Origin of the sequence: Mucilaginibacter sediminis (assembly GCF_051903035.1) — a bacterium.
In the GTDB taxonomy this organism is placed as follows: Bacteria; Bacteroidota; Bacteroidia; order Sphingobacteriales; family Sphingobacteriaceae; genus Mucilaginibacter.
On sequence record NZ_CP170602.1, the window covers coordinates 5931662 to 5955959 of the forward strand.

The 24298-nt window shown below is 44.2% G+C and carries 20 protein-coding genes, 1 tRNA gene and 1 pseudogene; 16 read left to right on the forward strand and 6 right to left on the reverse strand.

The window, feature by feature from the left end; translation table 11 throughout:
- Window positions 1-262: 262 nt before the first annotated feature.
- A complete protein-coding gene (locus tag ACFGVS_RS24535; RefSeq protein ID WP_439695945.1) occupies window positions 263-2656 on the reverse strand; it encodes an ABC transporter permease in 2394 nt (797 codons plus the stop codon).
- A gap of 206 nt (window positions 2657-2862) precedes the next feature.
- Between ACFGVS_RS24535 and ACFGVS_RS24540 the strand changes: the two genes are divergently transcribed.
- Window positions 2863-3324 carry a redoxin domain-containing protein gene (locus ACFGVS_RS24540; RefSeq protein WP_439695946.1) on the forward strand — a complete coding sequence of 154 codons (462 nt, stop codon included), beginning with the start codon at window positions 2863-2865 and terminating at the stop codon, window positions 3322-3324.
- A gap of 55 nt (window positions 3325-3379) precedes the next feature.
- Here ACFGVS_RS24540 and ACFGVS_RS24545 read toward each other — a convergent pair whose 3' ends face one another.
- Window positions 3380-4471 (reverse strand): acyltransferase family protein, encoded by a 1092-nt coding sequence (locus ACFGVS_RS24545; RefSeq protein WP_439695947.1) that lies wholly within the window; start codon window positions 4469-4471, stop codon window positions 3380-3382.
- Window positions 4472-4625: 154 nt separating this feature from the next.
- Between ACFGVS_RS24545 and ACFGVS_RS24550 the strand changes: the two genes are divergently transcribed.
- The 3 genes from ACFGVS_RS24550 to obgE all read left to right on the forward strand — a co-directional run bounded on the left by ACFGVS_RS24550 (window position 4626) and on the right by obgE (window position 6555).
- Window positions 4626-4699 (forward strand) — tRNA-Arg (locus tag ACFGVS_RS24550).
- Window positions 4700-4796: 97 nt separating this feature from the next.
- Complete coding sequence (locus tag ACFGVS_RS24555; protein WP_439695948.1) at window positions 4797-5378, forward strand: adenylate kinase; 582 nt, start codon at window positions 4797-4799, stop codon at window positions 5376-5378.
- Window positions 5379-5547: 169 nt separating this feature from the next.
- A complete protein-coding gene (gene obgE, locus ACFGVS_RS24560) occupies window positions 5548-6555 on the forward strand; it encodes a GTPase ObgE (RefSeq protein WP_439695949.1) in 1008 nt (335 codons plus the stop codon).
- A gap of 96 nt (window positions 6556-6651) precedes the next feature.
- Here the strand turns inward: obgE and ACFGVS_RS24565 are convergent, their stop codons facing one another.
- The 3 genes and pseudogenes from ACFGVS_RS24565 to xrtY form a co-directional block, all read right to left on the reverse strand.
- Entirely contained in the window at window positions 6652-8223 is a 1572-nt protein-coding gene (locus tag ACFGVS_RS24565; protein WP_439695950.1) for a hypothetical protein, read from the reverse strand.
- A gap of 16 nt (window positions 8224-8239) precedes the next feature.
- The gene (locus ACFGVS_RS24570; protein ID WP_439695951.1) at window positions 8240-8794 is read right to left on the reverse strand and encodes a putative colanic acid biosynthesis acetyltransferase; all 555 of its coding nucleotides are present in this window, start codon (window positions 8792-8794) and stop codon (window positions 8240-8242) included.
- Window positions 8766-9746: pseudogene (xrtY, locus tag ACFGVS_RS24575) on the reverse strand (exosortase Y); the annotation flags it as partial. The gene ACFGVS_RS24570 and the pseudogene xrtY, both read right to left, overlap by 29 nt.
- A gap of 26 nt (window positions 9747-9772) precedes the next feature.
- On the opposite strand from xrtY, the gene ACFGVS_RS24580 reads away from it, so the two are divergent.
- From ACFGVS_RS24580 to ACFGVS_RS24610, 7 genes are all read left to right on the forward strand, one after another.
- Entirely contained in the window at window positions 9773-10696 is a 924-nt protein-coding gene (locus ACFGVS_RS24580) for an MraY family glycosyltransferase (RefSeq protein ID WP_439695952.1), read from the forward strand.
- Between the two features lie 137 nt (window positions 10697-10833).
- Window positions 10834-11832, forward strand: a complete 999-nt coding sequence (gene gap / locus ACFGVS_RS24585; protein WP_439695953.1) for a type I glyceraldehyde-3-phosphate dehydrogenase — start codon at window positions 10834-10836, stop codon at window positions 11830-11832.
- A gap of 95 nt (window positions 11833-11927) precedes the next feature.
- Window positions 11928-12362, forward strand: a complete 435-nt coding sequence (locus ACFGVS_RS24590) for a GNAT family N-acetyltransferase (RefSeq protein WP_274209858.1) — start codon at window positions 11928-11930, stop codon at window positions 12360-12362.
- 100 nt (window positions 12363-12462) lie between these two features.
- Complete coding sequence (locus ACFGVS_RS24595) at window positions 12463-13653, forward strand: phosphoglycerate kinase (protein ID WP_090651721.1); 1191 nt, start codon at window positions 12463-12465, stop codon at window positions 13651-13653.
- A gap of 225 nt (window positions 13654-13878) precedes the next feature.
- A complete protein-coding gene (gene lipA, locus ACFGVS_RS24600; protein ID WP_439695954.1) occupies window positions 13879-14760 on the forward strand; it encodes a lipoyl synthase in 882 nt (293 codons plus the stop codon).
- A 24-nt stretch (window positions 14761-14784) separates the two neighbouring features.
- Window positions 14785-15336, forward strand: coding sequence for an RNA polymerase sigma factor (locus tag ACFGVS_RS24605; RefSeq protein ID WP_090651723.1), 552 nt, complete (start codon window positions 14785-14787; stop codon window positions 15334-15336).
- 2 nt (window positions 15337-15338) lie between these two features.
- Window positions 15339-16199, forward strand: a complete 861-nt coding sequence (locus ACFGVS_RS24610; protein ID WP_439695955.1) for an anti-sigma factor — start codon at window positions 15339-15341, stop codon at window positions 16197-16199.
- A gap of 353 nt (window positions 16200-16552) precedes the next feature.
- On the opposite strand, the gene ACFGVS_RS24615 is transcribed toward ACFGVS_RS24610, so the two are convergent.
- Window positions 16553-18058 (reverse strand): NAD(P)H-hydrate dehydratase, encoded by a 1506-nt coding sequence (locus ACFGVS_RS24615; protein ID WP_439695956.1) that lies wholly within the window; start codon window positions 18056-18058, stop codon window positions 16553-16555.
- A 272-nt stretch (window positions 18059-18330) separates the two neighbouring features.
- On the opposite strand from ACFGVS_RS24615, the gene ACFGVS_RS24620 reads away from it, so the two are divergent.
- The 5 genes from ACFGVS_RS24620 to ACFGVS_RS24640 all read left to right on the forward strand — a co-directional run bounded on the left by ACFGVS_RS24620 (window position 18331) and on the right by ACFGVS_RS24640 (window position 24057).
- Entirely contained in the window at window positions 18331-18936 is a 606-nt protein-coding gene (locus ACFGVS_RS24620) for an RNA polymerase sigma factor (protein ID WP_439695957.1), read from the forward strand.
- A 42-nt stretch (window positions 18937-18978) separates the two neighbouring features.
- Window positions 18979-19200 carry a hypothetical protein gene (locus tag ACFGVS_RS24625; RefSeq protein ID WP_439695958.1) on the forward strand — a complete coding sequence of 74 codons (222 nt, stop codon included), beginning with the start codon at window positions 18979-18981 and terminating at the stop codon, window positions 19198-19200.
- A 277-nt stretch (window positions 19201-19477) separates the two neighbouring features.
- Window positions 19478-20473: a FecR family protein gene (locus ACFGVS_RS24630; RefSeq protein WP_439695959.1), complete on the forward strand. Its 996-nt coding sequence runs from the start codon at window positions 19478-19480 to the stop codon at window positions 20471-20473.
- Window positions 20474-20567: 94 nt separating this feature from the next.
- Window positions 20568-23234 (forward strand): TonB-dependent receptor, encoded by a 2667-nt coding sequence (locus ACFGVS_RS24635; protein WP_439695960.1) that lies wholly within the window; start codon window positions 20568-20570, stop codon window positions 23232-23234.
- Between the two features lie 4 nt (window positions 23235-23238).
- Window positions 23239-24057 (forward strand): DUF4249 domain-containing protein, encoded by an 819-nt coding sequence (locus ACFGVS_RS24640; RefSeq protein ID WP_439695961.1) that lies wholly within the window; start codon window positions 23239-23241, stop codon window positions 24055-24057.
- Window positions 24058-24298: the final 241 nt, after the last annotated feature.

Below are 24298 nucleotides of genomic sequence, written 5' to 3' on the forward strand. Positions count from 1 at the left end.
GTAAGGGCAGATTGACTTCATGAAGTATTTGGCGGAACGCTGGCGACGACTCACCCGGTCGAGGCTGCGCCCGACCACCCTATCTCCGGCTGCGCCGCAAAGAGGGTGTAGCTCATTTTTTATATCTTTTAGCCCCTCTATGCGCGAAGCGGAGAGGCAGACGGGCGTAGCCTCGTCGGGGTGAGTCGTCTCCGCCGCGCACGATTTATCCCAGCTTTTCACCAATGAACTAATGAACCAGTGAACTAACCGAACCAATGAACTAACCCTCCTCCTTTAAACTATCCACCGGATTGGCCATCGCCGTTTTGATAGATTGAAAGCTCACGGTTATCATCGCAATTACAACAGCTGCCAGTGCGGTAAGCACAAATACCCACCATTGGATGTTTTGGCGGTAAGCATATCCCTGCAGCCATTTTTGCATGGCCAGCCAGGCTAAAGGTGTGGCAATGGCTATGGCAACCAGTACCAGTTTGATGAAATCTTTTGATAGCATGGTTACTAAACGGAACACCCCGGCACCCAATATTTTGCGGATACCTATTTCGCGGTTACGCTGGCTGGCGGCATAGGCCGCAAGGCCAAATAAGCCCAGGCAGGCTATCATAATGGCAAGGGTAGTAAATACCACAAATAGGCTCCCCATGCGCTGCTCGGTGCGGTAAAGGGCGTCAAAATCGGCATCCATAAATGAGTATTCAAATTGCTGGTTTGGGGCAAGCTTTTTCCACTCATGTTCTGCATGGTTTAAAAAAAGCGGCAGGTTTTTGGTATCCACTTTAACGCAAAGCAACTGCCGCCAATCCTGGTTCATGACCATTACCAGCGGACTGATGTTATCCCTTAACGAACTGAAGTTGAAATCTTTTACCACACCTATAACATGATATGTTCTGGCATTTGGCCCCTGCCCGGTAGTAAGCGTTTTATTTAAGGCATTGTTATTAAAGCCCAGCATATTGGCAGCTGTTTGATTGATGACCATTCCCGATGAGTCGGAACGGAACTGGCCCGAAAATCCGCGGCCTGTTAACACGTGCATGCCCATGGTATGCAGGTAATCTTCGTCAACCGACCAATATTCGGCCATCAAGCCGCTTTTATGCTCGCTGCTGATGCTGTTTGGGAAGTGGGTTGTGTTGGTAGGGTAGTAGGCGCTAAGTGTGGCGTTAACAACGCCCGGTAATTGCTTTACCTGCTGTTTTAACAACTGCGGATTATTTAACGCGTTTACATTTTTTATTAGCAGTAGCTGGTCGCGGTTAAAGCCAAGGTCTTTATTTTGGATATACCTGAGTTGGTTGTAAACTACCATGGTGCCAATGATCAGGAAAATGGATATCGAAAACTGGAATACTACCAAGAAGCTGCGCAGCATGCCTCCTTTAAACCCGGTTGATATTTTGCCCTTTAAAACATGAGCAGGGTGAAAGGCCGACAGGAAAAAGGCAGGGTACGAGCCGGAAACAATGCCAACAATGATGATGATAACCGCCAAAGCAGGCAACAGCCAGCTAACCAGTTGCTTGCTTATCGTTATCTGTTTTCCGGCCAGCTGGTTAAATGCAGGTAGCAACGCCCATGCCACTAATACCGCTATGATAGTAGCTGCCAGGGTAACAATAAATGATTCGGACAGGAACTGTACAATGAGCGACCAGCGCGAGGAGCCCAGTACTTTGCGCACCCCAACTTCGCGGGCGCGGTTGGCAGCGCGGGCGGTTGAAAGGTTCATGAAGTTGATACAGGCCAGCACCAATATAAACAATGCAATAGCCGAGAATATGTATACGTACTGGATGTTGCCGTTTGGCCCCAGTTCGCGCTGGCGGTTTGATTGCAGGTGGATGTTTTTTAGCGGCGTTAAATTCAGACGGATATAATTACCGCCTTTTTCAAATTTATCCATGTTCATACTGCCGTTAAGCCATTGGCGCATCAGGGCCGGGAGCTTGGCTTCGAGGCGGGAAGCGCTTGCACCGGGCTTCAATAAAATATAGGTGCTAAAACTAAAATGATTAAACGTTTTATCGCGCGATGATTCCTGCGATAAAATTGACAGGAAGAAACCGGCCGTAAAATGCGATTGCACGGGTACATCTTTAACAACCCCGGTTATTTTATGCGGGATGCTATCGGTATTAATGGTGAGTGTTTGGCCTACTACGTCGGTTTTGTTAAAGTATTTGATGGCCGACGATTCGGTAAGTACAATGGCGTTCGGGTCATTCAGCGCGGTTTTCGGGTCACCATCAATCATGGGTAAGGTAAATATCGAAAACAGGGATGGGTCGCAATAGACCACTTTATCTTCGGCAATATCCTGGCTGCCTTTTTTAAAGCGGATATTTAAGGCAGGCGAGATCCTTACGGCGTTTTCTACTTCCGGGAAATTGTTTTTTAAAGCATCGCCCACGGGTGGCGCGGCAATTGCAAATGAGGTTATAACGCCGCCATATTTTAAATCGGTGTTTACCCGGTAAATGCGTTCATATTTTGCATTGTACCTATCGTAGCTCAACTCATCAACCACATATAAAACAATCAGCAGGCAGGTTGCCAGGCCCATCGCCAGCCCTAAAATATTGATAAAAGTAAAACCCTTATTTTTTAACAGGGAACGGAACGCGGTTTTGATGTAATTCCTGATCATAGCTTTATTGGTTGATAGGATAAAGCTATAACTAAATATTTAGTTAATCAAGGATTGAAAGAAAATGGATCTGATTTGTTTTTGCCATATCAGTAAACAGAGATATTATGGCGGCGCACTCGAGAAAGATCGTAGTGAAATTTTGACCCTTTATTTACTATGTTTTCATTTAATTATCATTCATTTGCAGTATAAAAACACGCATTATGTCATTACAACCAGGCCAGGCGGCACCACAATTTACATTAGTATCATCAGGGTTGAAAACTGTATCACTGTCCGATTTTAAGGGACGCAAGGTGGTATTACACTTTTTCCCTTTGGCATTTACCGGCGTTTGCACCACGCAACTATGCACCATGCGCGATAGCTTTGGCTATTACGATGGGTTAAACGCTACCATACTGGGCATCTCGGTGGATTCGCCTTTTTCGCTGGCCAAGTTTAAAGAAGAAAATGGTTATCAGTTTGATTTGTTATCCGACTTTAACAAAGAGGTATCTACCGCTTACCAAGCCATTTATGCCGATTTTGTAATGGGCTTAAAAGGCGTTTCAAAGCGTGCCGCATTTGTTATCGACGAGGAGCAAAATATCATTTACGCCGAAGTACTGGTAGTTGCTACCGACCTGCCAAACTTTGCGGCCATTGCCGAAGTGGTAAAATAATTTTGTATACTATAGCACACCGAGCCTGTTAAGCCGAAATGCCTGGCAGGCTTTTTTATGCCTTTTTGTTTTTAGCAAAATGTTTCTTCAGCTTTAAGAAAAACTTCTCGTAATAAAAATATGATAACACCGGCACCAGCGCCAGGAACAGCAGGTTGATGGGATATTTGGTAAGCGGGAACCTGGTATCATTAGACAGGAACAGTTGCTGCCAGATGTAGATACTGTACGATAGTACGCCGATGAAACTCAATGCCGTCAAGTTCAGAAATTTATATACCAAATTGGTTTTGGGGCTGATGTTATTGACAATGATAATGCCGATAAAAATGGATATGAACAAATTGATAAAGCAAGATTGCAGCGTAAAAAAAGCATCGAACTTTAGGTAAAATATCATAAAAACGGATACCAGCGTAGCCGCCAGGCTCAATTTGCCAAAGTTTAAATAACCTTTAAATAACAAAACCGAAAACAGGCAACCCACAGCTATGCCCTGGAATTTAACCAGGTAACGTAAAGCTGCAGATAGCACGCCGTTATTTAAAAAAGCGATTATTGTTTGAAGGTAAACCAGTACCGGCACCAGCAGAATGATTACCAGCAGGATAGTTACGTATAGCTGAAACTTCTTTTTGATAAAAACCGGGAACAGAAGGTAAAACTGTTCTTCGACCGATAGCGACCAGTAATGGGCCAGGCTCCAGTCGAACTGTAACCTTCTGAAATAGGAAAGGTTGGCGATGAACAGCGCCGATGAAATAAAGCTTAACGCGCCTACCTGCAATTTGAAAAAATAATTAAGTATGGCAATCACCACTATGTACAGGTAAGCCACCGGGAGGATTCTTAACGCGCGGCGGATGTAGAAGTTTTTGAGCGATAAATCGCCGGTTGTGATTTTCTCCTTAATGCATAAAGTGGTGATTAAAAAACCGCTGATCACAAAAAACACATCAACACCCAGGGGGCCGATAAATACAAGGCTTTGAAAATAAGGGTTGTAGTTGAGGATGAAATGATGGATAAGCACCATGATGATTGAAACGGCCCTTAACCCATCAAGCGACGGATACTTTTTTTGATCTAAAATAGCAGGCACCGATTTTATTTCGGAGAAAAGGCTGGCGCTATTGTTAAACTTCACGTTGGTTATTATCCGGTTAAAAATTTAAAGATATAAAAACAAATAGCTAATTATGAAGCAAAGTAAGACCATGCAAAACTGCGGTTTATGGGTTTTTTGAAAAAAAGTATGAGAGATTAAAAAGAAATTCTATCTTTGCATTCCGTTTCGAAAAGCACTCGTAGCTCAATTGGATAGAGCGTCTGACTACGGATCAGAAGGTTAGGGGTTCGACTCCCTTCGAGTGCACATAAAATATGCCTTTAAATGGTTTTGTCCATACAGGTACAAAGTTAATCCTAAGCCTTTCTGTGTTGTACCGAAAGGCTTTTAATTTATAACGAGCATGCTAAACCTGGTATTGTTTGGTCCACCCGGAGCCGGGAAAGGGACTCAGTCACAAAAGCTTATTGAACAATATGGATTGATCCATTTATCAACCGGCGATCTTTTACGTGGCGAAATTGCGCAAGGAACAACACTTGGGTTAGAGGCCAAGAAGCTGATGGACGATGGTAAATTGGTTCCAGATGCGGTTGTAATTGGCATGATCAGCAACAAGCTTGATGGCAATAAAGACGGTAAGGGTTTCATTTTTGATGGTTTCCCCCGCACGGTTGCACAGGCAGAAGCGCTGGATAGCCTGTTAACCAGCAAACAGTCGGCTATATCGGGCATGATAGCGCTTGAGGTTGATGATGATGAATTATTGCGTCGCCTATTGCTTCGTGGTAAAGATTCGGGCAGGCCTGATGATGCTAACCCGGAAGTGATTAGCAAACGCATCCATGAATACAATGATAAAACGGCGCCTGTGGCCGGTTTTTATAAAAACCAGGGTAAATTTAAAAGCATTAATGGCATAGGCTCGGTAGATGAGATTTTTGGCCAGATACATGCCATTATTGAAGCCTGGTTAAAAGATTAATATTTAAAGTCCGGAAGACGGGAAGTCAGTAAAGTCCGGAAGTTAGGAAGGATAAAGTCGGGAAGAGAGGAAATCGGTAAAGTCCGAAAGTTAAGAACGTCAAAACTCTTAAACTTTCGGACTTTACTGACTTTCGGACTTTCGGTCTCCAAGAAAAAAGAGAAAAATTATGTCGCAAGGTTCCAATTTTGTTGATTATGTGAAAATCTGTTGCCGCAGTGGCCACGGAGGGGCGGGCTCTGCGCATTTACACCGTGATATATTAACCTCAAAAGGTGGCCCCGACGGTGGCGATGGCGGCCGTGGCGGCCATGTTATTGTTAAAGGTAATGCCCAGCTATGGACCATGCTGCACCTTAAATACCGCAAGCACGTTATTGCCGGCGACGGTGATTCGGGCGGCAGCTCATTACGCAGCGGCAAAACCGGAAGAGACGAGATTTTGGAGGTACCCCTGGGCACAACCGTTAAAAATGCCGAAACCGGCGAGGTGATCTTCGAGATAACCCAGGACGGAGAGACCCGTATTTTAACCCCTGGCGGCCGTGGCGGCCTGGGCAACTGGCACTTTAAAACCCCAACCCAGCAAACCCCCCGCTTTGCCCAACCCGGCGAAGATGGTAAAGAAGACTGGAATATACTGGAACTAAAAATCCTGGCTGATGTTGGTTTGGTAGGATTCCCTAATGCCGGTAAATCTACCCTGCTTTCGGTAGTATCCGCCGCCAAGCCCGAAATTGCCGATTACGCTTTTACAACCCTGGTACCCAACCTGGGCATCGTATCGTATCGTGATAACCGCTCATTTGTAATGGCCGATATCCCGGGCATTATTGAGGGTGCATCGCAGGGCAAGGGTTTAGGCTTTAGGTTCCTGAGGCATATCGAGCGTAACTCGGTACTATTGTTTATGGTACCCGCTGATACGCCGCGCACCATCAAAGAAGAGTATGAAATATTACTAAACGAGCTGCAGGAATACAATGCCGAACTGATGCACAAGCCCCGCGTTTTAGCCGTAACAAAAATGGATTTACTGGATGACGAACTTCAGGCCGAAATGAAGAGGGAGCTGCCGGAAGGAGTGCCTTCGATTTTCATCTCGTCGGTAGCCCAAAAAAACCTTACCGGATTGAAAGATTTGCTTTGGGCTGAGATTAATAAAATGAGCGTTTAAAAGCAGAGAGTTTAGGTCCCAAATCAGAAAGCTGGTTTCCCCAATAAGTTGTACACCCAACTAAAAACTTTAGGCTTTCAGCTTTACGCCTTCAGCTCATTTAGCTGAATACAGTACATATTTGTCACTCAGCATGTCCATACGAAAACCCTTATAACCCGGGAAACATTTGCGTATGATGTTTGATTTTGGTCCCATGTAACTTGCCGGGAGCATGATAAAGATGGGACCGGCATGGCCATAATGTACATAGTCATCAAACGCAATTTTTACATCGGGGCCAATGGGGTCTAATATTACGTAGCGGTTATGGTTTATCTCCAGGCCCAGGTCGGGGCTGATAAATACAAAAATAGCATCGGTGTTTTTCCGGTCGAGTTCCATAATCTGGTCTAACGATTGTTGATCAATAAACAGCTGCGCTATACCAGATGTTCCCCTGGCATTTTTGGTTGCATTTTGATAATAGCTTGGGGCAAAATACCTGATACTTAAAGCAGTAATAAACAGGCACATCAAACCAAAACCAATTTTAACAGGCTGCTTACTTAAACTTACCAGGTAAACAATGCCCGGCGTTATCAGCAAGCCTATGATCCGCAAATGCCTTCCCTCGTAAGAGATATTGGCCTGCTTTAAAAAGCTATACCCAAAAAACAATATTGATACCGAATAAAAAACGGCAAGCAGCAGCGTATAGTTTTTTTCAGGAACAACCCTAACAATACGTATTACTAAAATTACGCTTAATACCGCGGCCAATATCAAAACCACTAACGACCACAACGGATTAAGTATGGGTGTATTGCTATGCGTTATGAGGCCGTTTAATATATCATCTAAAGAAAAGCCCGTCAATACCGGCGAAGCTAAAGGAAAACTTAATGCTTCCCAGCTAAATTTAAACCCAAATGATATGCCGGCCGGGTTTGCCCCTTTTGACATATATTGAAAATAAATTACAGCAAATGATAGCGTGGCGGGAATACCAATCCAGATGCCATTTTTAATCCAATCAAGTACTGCTGTTTTATTTTTAGAAAGGCTGATCCACAGGTAGATACACCCGGCGCCGTACATCCACAAAAAAGATGACTTACAGAAGAACCCTATCCAGGCGGATAGCAGCAAAAATAAGGTAAGCTTCCAGTTGGCATTGTCGAAGCTAACACAACCATACAAAAACCACCCCAGGAAGCCGAAAAGTAAAACCTCGCCACCATTATAAAATATATAAGGTACAAAAAAAGCCTGCTGAATAACTATAATCAGCACGCTCACGGCAGCTAAAAGCTTTGTAAAGCCCACCTTTTTAAAAAAGGCATACAGCCCGGCTATACCTAACAAACCGCATACAGCAGTAGTAATGGCCGCTGCGCGCCCATCGTTAACACCAGGCAATGATCTAAAAAAGTACGGAGCCAGATATTGCCCCGGCGACCACCATGATAAAAACTCGCTGTAGTTTTTGCCGATATCAGCAGGGTCTGGCTTGTTTGTAATATTAAAAGCCCCGCCTGCCTGCATTTTATGCATCACCTGTAAACCCCAGGCCGGATCCGGAAAAATGGCTGCCGGGGCTATAAATATCATTATTCCTAAAATGAGCACAAACAAGCTTAATGCTATCAGTATAATTTTATGCGTTTGAGATTGCTGTGCGATCATATATAGTGGTTGTTTTTTACAGGCTAATTTCGCGGTCGCGGATTTTTAATGCCGGGTTACCCTGGTAAATGCTGTAAGATTCCATGTTTTTTGTGGCTATTGAGCCGGCGGTAAGCATAGCGTGGCTGCCGGCAGTTATACCCAGGTTTACCATAGCGCCGGCGCCTATCCAAACCCCATCCTCCAAAACAACGCTTTTGGTTATCAGGTTAAACGATGCTGTTTTATAGTTGTGGCTGCCGGTTAGCAGTATTGCCCCTTGTGATAAGCATACGTTGGCGCCAATGGTAATCATTACCAGGCTATCTATCCAAACGTTTTCGCCAACCCAGGTATGGTCGCCAATTTGCAAAAACCAGGGATATTTGATATTTACGCAAGGCTTTATAGTTACTTTTTTGCCTATCCTGGCGCCAAATAGCCGCAATAAAAATACTTTAAAACCACTTGAAGGTATAAAGCTGGTTTTAAAGAAAACGGCATTCACATAAAACCATAATAGCCTTTTTAACGCATTGCCACCCGGGTGAAAAGGGTGGTTGTTATAAGTTGACAGGTTGGTTTTGTGCATGTTTGTTTAAGTGATTGTCGCCTTGTTTAACCCAAAAATACAGGCTTGCCATTATAATGATGTACAAAATGATATTAAATACCGTATGATGGTCAACAATCCGGCTTGAATTTTTATTCCAGAATAATGCCAACAGCACAAAACGCAAAATGTTTAAAAACTGGATGGCTAAAATCCCGGTGACTAAAAAGATAACTTTTTGCTTTGTTTTTGTAGGATAGGCAATAACAAATGCCGCAAAAAAACTCATCAGCCCAAGCCCGAGGCAGGAGTATACCAGCACTATAGCCCCTTTGCCTGCCACCAGCAATTCGGTGCCATTATGAATAGCCGAAAAACCAAACCAGTTAAGTACCTGGGCGCTGATACTCAGCAATAACCAACGGAGGCCCCGTATGTAATTTAAGTGATTAGCCAAAAACGGGTAGTAATGTTTGCCCGGATTGGTTATCCCAAAAAACAAAATGTTAAAGTAATAGAACATCAAAAACAACGCAAGAAACCTGAAGATAAATTTCACTGGCGAGATATGGCCTGTTGTTGCTGCCCTGGCTTGTTGCCCGTTTCTCAGGATTTCATCAATTTTAACATCTACAATCAGCCTGAACCAGAAACCTTGTAAAAAATGAAAAATTACGCCTGTACGTCCATCTAATACACCCAATTGGAATATCATACGATAGGTAAAATAAAGCATTGGCCTTACATAGCGGGGCAATTGCCACCACAATTGCTTAAGCCAGGCGGTACGCTCGTCCGGCGAGCCAGATAATGATGGCTTAAGGGTTTGCTGCCGCATTTTTTGCATGCGTTCCACCTCTTCCTGGGCCAGTAAATCACTGTACCGGTTATGTTTGGCTATCCAGAAACTGATGTGGTTCTCTTTCAGGTTTTCTTCCAGGATATGCCCGTCTTTCCATACTTCGGTTTTGCCAGGTACGATGAACCGGTGACCATGGCATTCCGCGTTTGGGCGGTGTGGCCATTTTTGTAAGCTTTACCATTACTACACTGTTATTTAGCATAATTGATAAAGCACTCCCGCTCAGTTATGTGCTTATTTCGTGCATCATACTTTTTGCAATGGGATTAAAGGACGATCTTTCCGGCGTTAATTCAAGCACCAAGTTTTTAATCCAGTTTGTAGTTGCGTTAATATTGGTATTGCTGGGCGATATCCGTATTACCAGTATGTATGGTGTATTTGGCATTACGCTGTTGCCCTACCTGCCAAGCGCTGCATTATCTGTATTGCTTATTATGCTTATCGTAAATTCTTTCAATTTAATAGATGGGATAGATGGTTTGGCCGCTACTACCGGCATTATTGTAAACGGCGCATTTGCGTTTTTATTTATGTATATCAGGCAATATGAGCTTGCCGCCATTTCGCTGGCAATGGTGGGTGCTGTTATCGGGTTTTTAAAATTCAATATTACGCCTGCCAAAATATTCATGGGCGATACAGGCGCGTTGCTTATTGGCTTAATATCGGCAGTGATGGTTGTTAAGTTTATCGAGGTAACAAAAATTGAGCATAAAAACATCCCGGCTATCAGTCATGCACCCGCATTGGCTATAGCCATATTGATAGGCCCGGTATTTGATACTTTAAGGGTGTTTGTCTTGAGAATTGTAAGCGGTAAATCGCCTTTTGAGGCCGACAGGAACCATGTTCATCACCGTATTTTGAGGTTAGGACTTAATCACCTGCAAACAACCCTGTGCTTATCAATAATAAATTTATTATCAATAGGGATGGTGTTTATGTTTGATGGCTTGAGTAATTCATTGCTCATCGTGTTCATCCTGTTTATTTCGATAATAACTAACTGGATTATTACATTTAGCCTGCGCTCAAAAGAACGTGAGCGAGTTGCTCTCCGTAATTTTTTCGCTTAATCACATTTGTTTATTTTGCCATCTTTTGTAAAGTATTTACAACTAAAGTATTTACAACGTCACTAAATCAGTGTCGTTGTAAATACCCGTTCATCTTCATTAACTTTGCGCTCTCCATAAAAAAAACACAAAAGAAGATGAAGATCGCTATAAATGGTTTTGGCCGTATTGGGCGCATATTTTTGCGAAATATCCTAAACCGGCCAGGTATCGAGGTAATTGCTATTAATGACCTTACCGATACCCAAACCCTTGCCCACTTATTTAAATATGATTCGGTTCATCGCGGTTATAAAGGCAAGGTAAGTTTTGATGCCGGTAATCTTTATATTGATGGTAAAGCAATAAAGGTTTTGGCCGAAAGCAATCCTTTGGCATTGCCATGGCAAAACTTGGATATAGACCTCGTGATCGAATCGACCGGTAAATTTACGTCAAGGGAAGGTGCGCAATTGCATTTAGCCGCCGGTGCAAAGCAAGTAATCATCTCGGCACCGGCAACAGATAAAAGTGTGCCAACAGTGGTGCTGGCTGTTAATGACGGGCAGGTTGACTTATCATCGCCCATATTGTCAAATGCCTCGTGCACCACCAACAATGTAGCAGTAATGGTAAAAATTCTTGATGAAAACTGGGGTATTATTGATGGTTATATTACTACAGTACATTCGATGACCGGCGATCAGAATTTACATGATTCGCCGCATAAAGATTTGAGGCGGGCCCGTGCGGCATCGGCCTCCATTATTCCAACTACTACAGGTGCTGCCAAAGCTATAACTGCCATATTTCCGCATTTAACCGGTCGTTTAGGGGGCGCGGGTATCAGGGTGCCGGTGCTCAATGGTTCGTTAACCGATTTTACCTGCAGTTTAAAAAAGCAGCCAACTATAAGCGAAATTAACCTGGCATTTAAACAGGCGGCTTACGGGGATATGAAAAACGTACTGGAATATACAGAAGATCCAATAGTATCCACTGATATTTTAGATAACCCGCACAGCTGTATTTTTGATGCCCAGCTTACATCAATAGTTGGCGGGCTGGTAAAGGTTGTTGGCTGGTACGATAATGAAATGGGTTACAGCAGCCGCCTTGCCGACCTGGTTGAAAAAATAGCCCATTTTAAAAAATAACATCTAAAGTGCCTTGATATGCCACCTGCGGTTGTGTTTTATTAGCTTAACGCTTTACAAAACACAGGTTTGCACTTTTAATATTAGTTTTAAGCATGATAAAATTTATTGAGGTTGAAGCGTTACTACCCATTAGGAACGAAGTATTGCGCGAGGGGCGGCTTACCCCTGATGAATGCCGTTTCCCGACAGATGTAATAGCAGGGGCTTTTCATTTAGGGTACTACAAAAATGATGAATTGGCTTGCATCGCATCTTTTCACCCACAAAACTATGGCGAATTTAGGGGCACTGGCTACCAGTTACGCGGAATGGCTACTATCCCCCAATATAGAGGGCAGGGGCTGGGCAACCGGCTGGTGAATTTTGCGCTTACCTATCTGCGCGGCCAAAAGGTAAATTATGTTTGGTGCAATGCCCGCAAAAAAGCTGTTCCATTTTATCTCAACGCTGGTTTTGAGGTTGTTTCGGCCGAGTTTGAAGTACCGGGAATAGGGCCGCATTTTGTGATGTATGTTAAGTTAATATGAAATATTGGGCAAATTAGAACAGCTTTTTACTTTTTTAGTTAAGAATTAAGAATAAAATGCTGAATTTGCGCGCCTTACCATTAAACGACCCATATTTTATATGAAAACCGTAGATCAAATTAGTTTTGCAGGCAAAAAAGCCCTTATCAGGGTTGATTTTAACGTGCCTTTGGATAAAGATTACACCATTACCGACGATAACCGGATGACGGCTGCGTTGCCTACTATAAAAAAGATTTTGAAAGATGGCGGCAGGGTTATCCTGATGTCGCACCTGGGCAGGCCAAAAGATGGCCCTAATGAAAAAGATTCTTTGATACACGTAGTTACTCATCTTTCAGATTTGTTGGGCCAGCAAGTGCAGTTTGCTAACGACTGCATTGGCGAAGAAGCGGTTGAAAAGTCAAAAAACTTAGGTAACGGCGAGGTGCTTTTATTGGAAAATCTTCGTTTTTATAAAGAAGAAGAAAAAGGCGACGTTGCTTTTGCCGAAAAGCTTTCAAAATTAGGCGATATATATGTGAACGATGCTTTTGGTACCGCTCACCGCGCGCATGCCTCAACATCAATCATCGCGCAGTTTTTTCCTGATGCCAAATATTTCGGTTATCTGATGGCCGGCGAATTGGCTAACGCCGAAAAAATACTGAACGGCGCTACCAAACCTTTTACGGCTATCATGGGCGGATCTAAGGTTTCTGATAAGATTCAATTGATAGAAAAATTGTTGGATAAAGTAGATAACCTGATTATTGGCGGCGGTATGGCTTATACTTTTGCCAAGGCAGATGGCGGCAATATTGGTACATCATTGGTAGAAGCTGATAAACTTGACCTTGCAATAAGCCTGAGGCAAAAAGCTAAAGATAAAGGTGTAAACCTTTACTTACCGGTAGATAACGTTATTGCCGATGCTTTTTCAAACGAAGCTAAAACAGGGGTGGCCAAAACCGGCGAAATTCCGGATAACTGGATGGGATTGGATATAGGCCCCGAAACCGTAAAAATATTTAGCAAGGTAGTTGAAGAATCAAAAACCATTTTATGGAACGGCCCGATGGGGGTTTTTGAAATGGAAACATTTTTGGTAGGTACCAAGGCTATTGCCGAAGCCGTAGTTAAAGCAACCGAAAATGGCGCATTTTCCTTAATAGGAGGTGGCGATTCTGCAGCGGCAGTTGCTAAATTTAACCTTACCGACGAGGTGAGCTACGTATCTACAGGTGGTGGCGCACTGCTTGAATATATGGAAGGTAAAGAACTGCCCGGCGTAAAAGCAATTAACGAATAACTTGATATATGTAAGCTTTTTCGTGCCGGTTTTAAACGCTGGTACGAAAAGCCTTACTTCTCCCAATTAATTGGCAGTACATTTCAACCAATCCCCCCCCGGGAAATAAGCGTAATAGCACGGCCACTCGGCATAACTTATTTGCACATCAGTATTCTGTAATAATTCTTACAACCTGCACGCAACCTTATGATTGGTTAAGTGGTTTTTAACTACATTTGCACCATGATTGAATTGCCGGTAGTTCCTGCAGCGAGCCAGATCCAACGTAAGCCAGATTGGCTTAGGGTGAAGCTCCCCATCGGAAAAGAATACGCTCACGTGCGCGGCCTTGTTGACGAGCACAAACTACATACTATTTGCGAAAGTGGTAACTGCCCTAACATGGGCGAGTGCTGGGGTGCCGGTACGGCCACCTTTATGATACTTGGCAATATTTGTACCCGCTCATGTTCATTTTGTGCCGTAGCAACCGGCAGGCCGCTGGCTGTTGATGTTGATGAGCCAAACCGCGTAGCTACTTCGGTTAAATTAATGCAGGTAAAACATTGCGTTATAACCTCTGTAGATAGGGACGACCTTAAAGATGGTGGCTCCATCATCTGGGCCGAAACTATCAATGCCATCCGCCGCGAAAGCCCTGAAACTACTTTGGAAACCTTACTGCCCGATTTTCGTGGTAACTGGGATAACCTTGCCCGCGTACTGGAAACCCGCCCCGAGGTAGTATCCCACAACCTGGAAACTGTAAGGCGCCTGACTAAGGAAGTGCGTATCCAGGCTAAATACGACCGTAGTTTGGAAGCATTGAAACATGTATCAGCCGCCGGTTTGCGTACCAAATCGGGCATAATGCTTGGCCTGGGCGAAACTGAGGACGATTTGCTGGAGGCGATGGATGATTTGTTGATGGCAGGTGTGCACATATTAACCCTGGGGCAGTACCTGCAGCCAACCCGTAACCACCACCCTGTTTTGGATTGGGTTCATCCGGATCAGTTTGCCCGGTTAAAACAAATTGGCCTGGAAAAAGGTTTTAAATATGTAGAAAGCGGCCCGCTGGTAAGATCATCTTACCATGCCGAAAAACACTTATTTGAATTATAACAATTCCTTTATATATTCACCTCGTTGAGTAAGAAACATAAAATATCGCTTTCGGAAGATGAGTTGGTGCTTGCATTGAGGAAGCATGAAAAAATTGCTGTCGAGGCGCTTTATGACATGTACTCATCGTCGTTATATGGTGTAATATCCCGCATTGTTGTTGATACCGCCGTAGCTGAAGATATTTTGCAGGAAACTTTCGTGAAAATCTGGCATTCCTTTTCCAGTTACAGCGCCGAAAAAGGTCGTTTATTTACCTGGATGGTTAACATTGCCCGTAACCTGGCAATTGACAAAATCAGATCAAAAGATTTTAAAAACCAAAACAAAAACCAGGAGATTGAAAATAACGTAACTTTTATTGACGAACAAAGGAGCACTGCTTACAAGCCTGAGTTAATGGGGGTTAAAGATTTAGTTCAGACTTTGAAGCCTGAACAGAAATCAATTATCGACTTGGTTTATTTTAAAGGGTACACACACGTGGAGGCAGCCGAAGAGCTGGGTATTCCGCTGGGTACTATTAAAACAAGGCTGAGAATGGGTATACAGGAACTCAGAAAACATTTTAATTGAAAGTGGAAGATTTAAAAGCATATATAGAGACAGGGATACTGGAACTTTACGTTTTGGGGGATGTAACCCCCGACGAGAAGCGCCAGGTGGAAGAGATGGCTTCAAAACATCCGGAGATAAAAGCCGAGCTGGATGGAATTGAGCGCTCGATGGAATTATATGCAAAGGAAAACGCTGTTGAACCATCAGAAAATTTACGCAGCCGGGTTTTAGGCAGCCTGCTCACCAACTTAGGCGATGACAGGAATTTCAGTAAAGCACATCCGCAAAAGGACAATGAGACCGATGATGAGGATGAAGATAATGAAGATAATATTGTAACCCTGCCTGTTCAAAAAAAGGAAAGTGGTTTTTACAAATATGCTTTCGCGGCCAGCCTGGCGCTGTTGGTAGCAAGTACCATTGCATTGGTAAATGTTTACAGCAAGCTGCAGGCCTCAAATGAGCAACTGGTTGCACTACAGGCCGACAAACAGCATTTTGCCAACCAGGTTAAGCTAATGGATGGAGAATTGACGGTTTACCGCGATACCACCTACAAACTGCTAAGATTAAAGGGCACAGCCAAAACGCCGGAGTCGGTATTAACTGTTGCGTTTAGCCCGGTACATAAAAAAGTTGTTATCGACCTGGCCAATATGAAAATGCCAGTGAATGATAAAGCACATCAATACCAGCTTTGGGCCCTGGTAGGCGGTAAGCCGGTTGACCTGGGCGTTTTTGATTCGGGTGCTGATACCCTAACCAATATTAAAGAGATGAAGTCGCTGGCCTCGGCAGATGCATTTGCGGTAACACTTGAACCGCGTGGCGGCAGTGTTAACCCAACTATGGACCAGATGATGGTTATTGGCAAATTTTAAAAAAAACACGCAGTCCTTCCCTAATAATTATAATTTAAAGCAGCTAACACGGGATGTTGCTGGCTTTTTATATCCAATAATTGTCATTTTGAGGTAATTTGAGGCGTATTTGTTAAGCTAATACCCGGTTTGCAAAATATTTAATACTTATTTAACAATAAGCCAAACCATTTATTCGTTTTTTTGTAACTATTAGGATGTCACCGACGTCTTATAACCAGTTAGATTAAACAGAGCCTGTGAAGTAACGAAAATGAAAGTGATAGATCTAACTCATAAACATGAGTATTTAGTTCTTTATAAGATCAGTTAATAGTTAATAAAAAAGGATGTATGATACTTGCATCCTTTTTTTATGCCATCAACTTTGCCATGGTAACCGGCAATTGAGAAATGATTTTGCCTGGCAACACTACATTAAGCCGGCTTGGTAAAGCAAGTTCGTCCCCGGCCTTTCCATGTATATAAATTCCTGCCAAACAGGCTTCTAAAGGTGTGTATTTTTGAGCCAGCATAGCTGTAATTACCCCGGTAAGTACGTCGCCCATGCCTCCTGATGCCATAGCAGCGTTGCCTGTGGGGTTAAAATAACATTTGCCCCCGGGTGTTATAGTTATAGTATAGTCATTCTTTAATACAATATAAATATTTAGCTGCCGGGCTTCTTCCAGTCCGGTTTCAAGCCTTTTCCACCAACTTGTATGCGGGCCAAACAGGCGGTCAAACTCCTTCATGTGGGGCGTTAAAATGCTACCTGCGGGCAATTTTTTTAGCAATTCTTTATCCTGGGCTAATAAATTAAGGGCGTCGGCATCAATAACCAATGGTTTTTTATAGTTTTTTATGAGGGCCGCTAACAGTTTTGCGGCATCATCGTGCTTGCCCAAACCAGGCCCAATGGCTGCGGCGTTAAATTTCTCCCATTCAATCTCCGGCAATTCATTTTCATTACGTACAATCACCATAATTTCGGGCAGATAGCTATTTAAAGCAGTCAGACCGCTTGCGGGTACGCAGGCCGTTGTTAAACCAGCGCCCGCATGTGCCGCGGCCGATGCGCTAAGCAAGGCCGCTCCCATGGTTTTTTCCTGCCCGGCTATAATCAGCGCGTGCCCGTAAGTGCCTTTGTTACTAAAAGGGCGGCGGGGTTTCAGTATTTTGCGAATGTCTTTCTCTTCAATAAACTGGTATGCGGAGTTTAGCCATTGCACAAAACTTTCATTAATGCCAATATTTACGGCTTCCCAGCAATTGATGTAAGGTGCCGATTCGGGCAGCAGGAAACTGATTTTAGGCTGTTGAAAAGTAATCACCAGGTCGGCTTTTATAGCTGCGGCGTTCGGTAATATCTCGCGTTCCGAAAAAAAGCCGGTTGGCACATCTACGGCAACTATTGTTCTGTCAAGGTTATTGATGTAGTTTACCAGGCGTTCATAGTCGCCGCTAAGCGGTTTGTTTAGCCCGGTGCCAAGCAAGGCATCAATTAATATAATGCCGTCGTCTGGTGGCAGCTCTGCGCTTTTGTTTATGTTAATAATAGTAACACCGGTTTGCTTTAACCTTTGCAGGTTGGCCTTAAAGTCGTCGGTCTGCCGTTCGCTGAAGTAAGCTATTTTAACGCTTAGTCTTTTATATTGATGATCTTTAAGCAGTCGGGCTATGGCCAGTCCGTCGCCGCCGTTATTACCGGTGCCGCAATAAAAGGATATACCTACATTTTTATCCGGAAAATGGTTGATAAACCATCCTACAAACGCTTTCGAAGCCCGTTCCATCAAATCTATAGAAGCTATCGGCTCATTGGCGATGGTAAAAGCATCGGCCTGGCGTATTTGTTCGGAGAGGAGTAAAGGCAGCATATAACCTAAAGTTAGGAATTATATGTTTTGTTTGGGATTGAAATGATAATTGAAAATTATCTGCCCCAAAAGTTTTTTTGGATACCGGCGGTTACACTTTGTAAATAGAGCTGTTTTGGTGAAGCCGCTCCATCAAACGCAGGGTCCCAACATTTCTTTGCGGTAACGCATATAAAATTACCATTATTTGCGTTTAGTGTAACTTTAGCCATTTACCTTTGTCCTATCGATACATCACCCAATAACAAATTGGGGCATCCTATGAGTAAAACATGCCCATTTTGACCCTGACCAAGCCCTATACCGATCAGCAGCTCCTGGATTTGATCAGGACGGATGACCGCAGTGCATTTACCGAACTGTACAACCGTTACTGGGATAAAACCTATGCTGTTGCGCTGCACCGCCTTGAAGACGAACATGAGGCCGAAGAAGTAGTACAGGAAGTGTTTTTAAGCATCTGGCAGCGGCGGGCTACACTACAGTTAACCCACACAGTGGCTACTTACCTTGCTGTTGCCGTAAAATATAAAGTGATTAACCACCTGGCCAAACAGCACCGCCGGCAATTGCAGCATGATGAGCTTACCATCACATCGCCGGTTGTTGCCGACAGCACTGCCGACTGGCTGCATGAAAAAGAATTGCGGCAACTATTAGAGAAAACCGTCAGCCAGCTCCCCGAAAAATGCCGTATTGTTTTCCTGCTCAGCCGCGACGAAAATAAAACCTACGCCGAAATTGCCGCCGAACTGAACATATCGCAAAAAACAGTAGAAGCACACATGAGCAAAGCCCTGCGCGAATTAAGGGAAACGCTGGGCGTAACGGCACCCGTATTGGCTTTCATATTGCTTAATGCAGACCGGTTTTTGTAGAGTAAATTAGTACCTTAGATAAACCACTAATACATTCGGGACATGAGGAAGCCATCTGTAGATATCAGTAACAAAGAATTTGAACAAAGAGCCGAAATCAACCCGACTAAACCTTCTTTAAGTAAAATTGAACTGCGTGTTTACAACAGCCTGAAAGCGTCGTTTGAACAAATCAAATTACACCAGAAAGGTAAAATTAAGCTGCAAAATGCAAAAGAAGCCTTGGTAGAAGTAGAAGCATCGATTAAAGCCAATGACCTTTGATGTTGTTTTAACGCCATTAGGTATCTTTCCGCATTAGGCCCCCCAATGTTATTGAGTTAAGGATTTAAGTTCGATTTAATATCGAACAGCGAATGTCCAATTTCGAATAATGAAGGAAAAACTTCGGTGTTGGACATTCGAAATTCAATGTTCGATATTGTTTTTTCTTTTTCCTTAACTTAATGACGTTGCCCTCCCTCAAAATAAATTTCATTTCTCACTAAGGGTATCCGGCCCCGCCGTTGACTATATGTACAAAAGGTAGATATATTTTACGATGGAAAACAACGCCTACGATATTAAAGAGCTTGCCCATAAACTTGAAAACGGAACCATTACTCCCGAAGAAATGGCCTGGTTTGAGCAATGGTACCAGCGGTTTAATGATGAAGAAGTACTGCTCACTGGCAGCAGGCACTCCGGCACCAATGAACTTAAGGATAGTATTTTTAATCGTATTGCATCGCAAATGGAAGCGCCTGCGCAACCAAAACGTAAGGTAATTTCCTTATGGCGTAACGTAGCTGCTGCAGCGGCTATAGTGTTATTGGTTGCCTTTGCGGCCTTTTACAAAAACGCCATCCTGGATATTGTCGATCCGGTAAAACAGGTGGATTTAACGAGCAAAGCAGGCGAGCACAGGCAAATCAGTTTGCCCGATGGTACCCTGGTGTGGCTAAGCCCGTCTACCCACATTAGCTACCCGGATAATTTCAGGGGTGCGCAGCGTTTGGTAAAACTGGATGGCGAAGCATTTTTTGATGTAAAGCACGATGCAGCGCATCCGTTTGTTATTCAATCGGGGGCCATCAAAACCGTGGTGCTGGGTACCAGCTTTAACGTAACGGCGTATAAGGATGCAAAAACGGCCGAAGTTACCGTGGTAAGCGGCAAGGTGGGCGTGCTCACATCGGCAAGCGGCAAAAATCAGCGGCAAATCATGACAGCCAGGCAAAGGGCGGTATTCAACAAAACTGATGGCTTGCTGGTGAAAGAAAACTATCCCGACGCCGAAAAATTTCTTGGCCAGCGTAATGGCAATTACGATTTTGAAGGCGCATCAATGCAAACCGTTGCTGATGAACTTGGCAGGCAGTATGGTGTACAGATAAATGTTGACCCGCGTATTGCCAATAGTTTATACTATGGGCACTTAAACACCGCACGCCTCATCGGTACCGAGCTTGATGTGCTTTGTACCGTAATGGACAACATCCGTTGGCAAAAAGTGGGCAACCAGTATTACATCCGGGAAATTATTGCTAAACATTAACCTTTTGATCCGGCTGATTACCGGGCATGAAAATCAACTCAAACCAGGGAAAAGTTTTTAACAGGCTTACCCACATTTAAAAAATCTACACAAAATGAATAAAACCAAACCCACATGGTTATCCATGTTGATTTGCGCTGTACTGCAAATACCTATCCTGTTCCGAACGTTACTTTGCGCCATCGTTTTATTGATAGCAAGCCAACAGGTTTACGCGCAAAGCCCGCTTGATAAAACCGTAACCATCAGCCTAAATAATGAACCTGTTAAACAGGCCTTAGATAAAATAACCGCTGCCTGCGGTGTTAGGTTTACCTATAACCAAACCGTTGCCCAAAGCTTGGTGAAAATTAGTATTGACGCCAAAAAACAGCCTTTAGGCGATGTGTTAAAGCAAGCTTTTGCATCGGCCCCCTTCAGCTTTTCGGTGTTGGACCAGGACATCATGATTAAATATGATGCGGCAAAAATAAAAAAGTTGCCGGCCGCCGTGGCAGGCGGCAAATTCACCCTAAGCGGTACCGTTAAATCAAAACAAAGCGGCGAAACCATTATTGGCGCCACCATCAGGGTTCCCGACGGCAGCCAGGGCACCTCGAGCAACGAGTACGGCTTTTACTCCATTACCCTGCCGGCCGGCAGCCATCAGCTGGCTATCAGCGCTGTTGGCCAAAAAAGCACTTTTGTGCAGGTGAACCTGACAGCCAACCAGCAGCTTAACATCAGCATGGATGATAACGAACAAGCCCTGCAGGAGGTTACCATCAGCGCCAAGGCACCTGGCACCCGCGATTTGGCCAGCCCGCAAATGGGGGTTGAACATTTAAGCGTACAGGAAACCAAAAACATCCCTGTGTTGCTGGGCGAGCGCGATATCATTAAAACCATACAGCTGTTGCCTGGCATCAAATCGGCTGGCGAAGGCAGCGGCGGCTTTTACGTGCGTGGCGGCGCATCTGATCAAAACCTGATACTGCTGGATGAAGCGCCTGTTTACAACGCATCGCATTTGCTGGGGTTTTTCTCCACCTTTAACTCCGATGCCATCAAAAACATCAGCATTTATAAAGGTGATATGCCTGCCCAATACGGCGGCAGGCTATCATCCGTGCTGGATATTAAAATGAACGAGGGCAACAACCAAAAGTTTGGCGTAAGCGGCGGTGTTGGGTTGATAGCCGCCCGCATTAATGTAGAAGGCCCTATCCAAAAAAATAAATCATCGTTTTTGATCTCGGCCCGCCGTACTTATGCGGATGCTTTCCTGGCTTTCTCTAAAGATTCCATCGCCAAAAAAAGTCAGCTGTATTTTTATGATATCAACGCCAAGGCCAATTATATTTTGGGCGATAGGGACAGGATTTTCTTATCCGGGTACTTTGGTAAAGATGTATTGAAGGCCAGCGATATAGCAGGCATTAACTGGGGCAACACCACCGGCACCCTCCGTTGGAACCACATTTTTAACAGCCAGCTATTTTCAAACACCTCGGTTATTTACAGCGACTATGATTATAAGATCAATATTAAAGAGGATGTAAACCAGTTCCAGATTTTCTCGCAGATAAAAGACCTTAACCTGAAGGAAGACCTGCAATACTATGCCGGCGATAAAAATACCATCAGCTTTGGTTTTAATGCCATTTACCATACCATTAAGCCCGGCGAAATTTCATCCACCGGCAACTCGGGTATAATATCGCAGAGCCTGCAAAACAGGTACGCGCTTGAAAATTCGCTGTATGCTACCAATACCTGGAAAGCATCTGATCGTTTTAGTCTTACTTATGGCGTACGCCTGTCGGCCTTTACCATCCTGGGACAGGGCGATTATTATACCTTTGATGCCGATGGAAACATCACCGGCACAAAACACTATTCATCGGGACAGGCGGTTAAAACCTATGTTAACCCCGAGCCACGCATCGCTGCAGCCTATTCGCTCAATGATTATAGTTCGGTAAAGGCTTCGTATGCACGTAACGCGCAAAATTTGCACCTTATCTCCAACTCCAACTCTGGTTCGCCAACAGATAAATGGGTGGCCAGCACCAACGTTATTAAACCCGAACTGGCCGACCAGTTTTCGGTAGGCTATTACCGCGATTTCGGCGACCATAAATATGAGTTCACCTTTGAAACTTATTATAAAAAAATGCAAAACCAGGTTGATTACCGTAACGGCGCCAATATTTTTACCAACCAGCCTATTGAAACCCAGCTGCTTTACGGCAAAGGCCGTGCTTATGGCGCCGAGGTGCTGCTTAAAAAGAAAACCGGCCGCTTAACCGGCTGGGTAAGCTATACCCTGGCCAAAACCGAACGGCAGATAGATGGCATTAACAACAACCAATGGTACAATGCCCGGCAAGACCGTACGCACGACCTGGCCATTGTAGCCATGTATAAAGCCACCGAAAAGTGGACCCTATCGGCCAATTTCATATACTACACCGGTGATGCGGTAACTTTCCCTAATGGCAAGTACCAGGTAGATGGGGCCAATTACTATTACTACACCAGCCGTAATGCCGACAGGATGCCTGCCTATAACAGGCTTGACCTTGGCGCCACCCGCCAGCTAAAAAAGAGCGGCAAATTTGAGTCGGATTTAACTTTTAGCCTGTACAATGCACTGGGCAACCACAACGCTTACCGCATTTATTTCCGCAATAATAAAGACGATGCCAGCCGCACCGAAGCTGTGAGGACCACCCTGTTCACCTTTGTGCCTTCCATCACCTATAACTTTAAATTTTAACCGTATGCACACCACTATAAAATATATCATACCCGCCCTGTTTGCTATAGCGCTATGCTCGTGCGAAAAGGCCATTAACCTGACACTGAAAGATACCACGCCCCAATATGTTGTTGAAGGTGTACTTACCAACGAAACCGGCGGATGCAAGGTAACGCTAAGCCAAACCAAAAACTTTACCGATAACAACGATATAGTAGGTATTGATGGCGCACAGGTAACCATAACCGACGATAATACCGTTTATCCGCTTACCGCATCGGGTGGCGGCATTTATAAAAACAGCACCCTGAAAGGGGCCTATGGCCATATTTACAAACTGAATGTGCTTGTTGCCGGCAAAACATTCGCATCAACCTGCGCCATGCCCGCATTGGTACCACTGGATAGTATTTACCTGGTAAAAAGCGATTTTGGTAACAATAAGGATGGCTCCATACGTAAATATGTAACCGTGAAATACCATGATCCTGTGGCTACCAAAAACTACTACCGTTTTGTGCAATATGTAAACAATCGCGAAGAAGAATCGGTACTGTTGGATAACGATGAATTTACCAACGGCCAGGAAGTAAACACCCGCCTTAATTTCGACAACAATAATGACGATCCGGCCCGCGACATCCGCCCGGGCAACCAGGTTACCATCGAGATGCAAAGCATCGACCCGGCCGTGTACAAATACTTTTTTAGCCTTACCGCAGGCGCCACCGGCGACGGCAATAACGCCGCCCCGGCCAACCCGCTTAGCAACGTTACCGGCGGCGCGTTAGGCTATTTCAGCGTGCACCCAATTTCAAGGAAAACCCTAACCGCGCCGTAATGGGGCCGCGGGGTGGTGGCGGTTAAAAAAATATTGATGTGTGTAAATAATAGATATGATATGCAAATCCCGGATGTTAGTTTATGTCCGGGATTTTGTATTTTTAACGCCATGTCTTTAGGACAGGTCGTCGTTTTAAGTTATCTACATCCCATCACTTTAATCTAAAAATACAAAAAAACAGGCGAAACTTAAACATCAGGTGTTGCATACTCATTACTTAGCAAGGTTCTTATCGTGG

Excerpts from the sequence above, each read along its gene's own strand:
- ACFGVS_RS24555 (WP_439695948.1), top strand. The coding sequence starts at position 4,797 with ATGCTAAACCTGGTATTGTTTGGTCCACCCGGAGCCGGGAAAGGGACT.
- ACFGVS_RS24570 (WP_439695951.1), bottom strand. The coding sequence starts at position 8,794 with ATGCACAAAACCAACCTGTCAACTTATAACAACCACCCTTTTCACCCG.
- ACFGVS_RS24625 (WP_439695958.1), top strand. The coding sequence starts at position 18,979 with ATGAGGAAGCCATCTGTAGATATCAGTAACAAAGAATTTGAACAAAGA.
- ACFGVS_RS24615 (WP_439695956.1), bottom strand. The coding sequence starts at position 18,058 with ATGCTGCCTTTACTCCTCTCCGAACAAATACGCCAGGCCGATGCTTTT.
- ACFGVS_RS24565 (WP_439695950.1), bottom strand. The coding sequence starts at position 8,223 with ATGATCGCACAGCAATCTCAAACGCATAAAATTATACTGATAGCATTA.
- ACFGVS_RS24595 (WP_090651721.1), top strand. The coding sequence starts at position 12,463 with ATGAAAACCGTAGATCAAATTAGTTTTGCAGGCAAAAAAGCCCTTATC.
- gap (WP_439695953.1), top strand. The coding sequence starts at position 10,834 with ATGAAGATCGCTATAAATGGTTTTGGCCGTATTGGGCGCATATTTTTG.
- obgE (WP_439695949.1), top strand. The coding sequence starts at position 5,548 with ATGTCGCAAGGTTCCAATTTTGTTGATTATGTGAAAATCTGTTGCCGC.
- ACFGVS_RS24630 (WP_439695959.1), top strand. The coding sequence starts at position 19,478 with ATGGAAAACAACGCCTACGATATTAAAGAGCTTGCCCATAAACTTGAA.
- ACFGVS_RS24535 (WP_439695945.1), bottom strand. The coding sequence starts at position 2,656 with ATGATCAGGAATTACATCAAAACCGCGTTCCGTTCCCTGTTAAAAAAT.
- lipA (WP_439695954.1), top strand. The coding sequence starts at position 13,879 with ATGATTGAATTGCCGGTAGTTCCTGCAGCGAGCCAGATCCAACGTAAG.
- ACFGVS_RS24590 (WP_274209858.1), top strand. The coding sequence starts at position 11,928 with ATGATAAAATTTATTGAGGTTGAAGCGTTACTACCCATTAGGAACGAA.
- ACFGVS_RS24540 (WP_439695946.1), top strand. The coding sequence starts at position 2,863 with ATGTCATTACAACCAGGCCAGGCGGCACCACAATTTACATTAGTATCA.
- ACFGVS_RS24635 (WP_439695960.1), top strand. The coding sequence starts at position 20,568 with ATGAATAAAACCAAACCCACATGGTTATCCATGTTGATTTGCGCTGTA.
- ACFGVS_RS24620 (WP_439695957.1), top strand. The coding sequence starts at position 18,331 with ATGCCCATTTTGACCCTGACCAAGCCCTATACCGATCAGCAGCTCCTG.
- ACFGVS_RS24640 (WP_439695961.1), top strand. The coding sequence starts at position 23,239 with ATGCACACCACTATAAAATATATCATACCCGCCCTGTTTGCTATAGCG.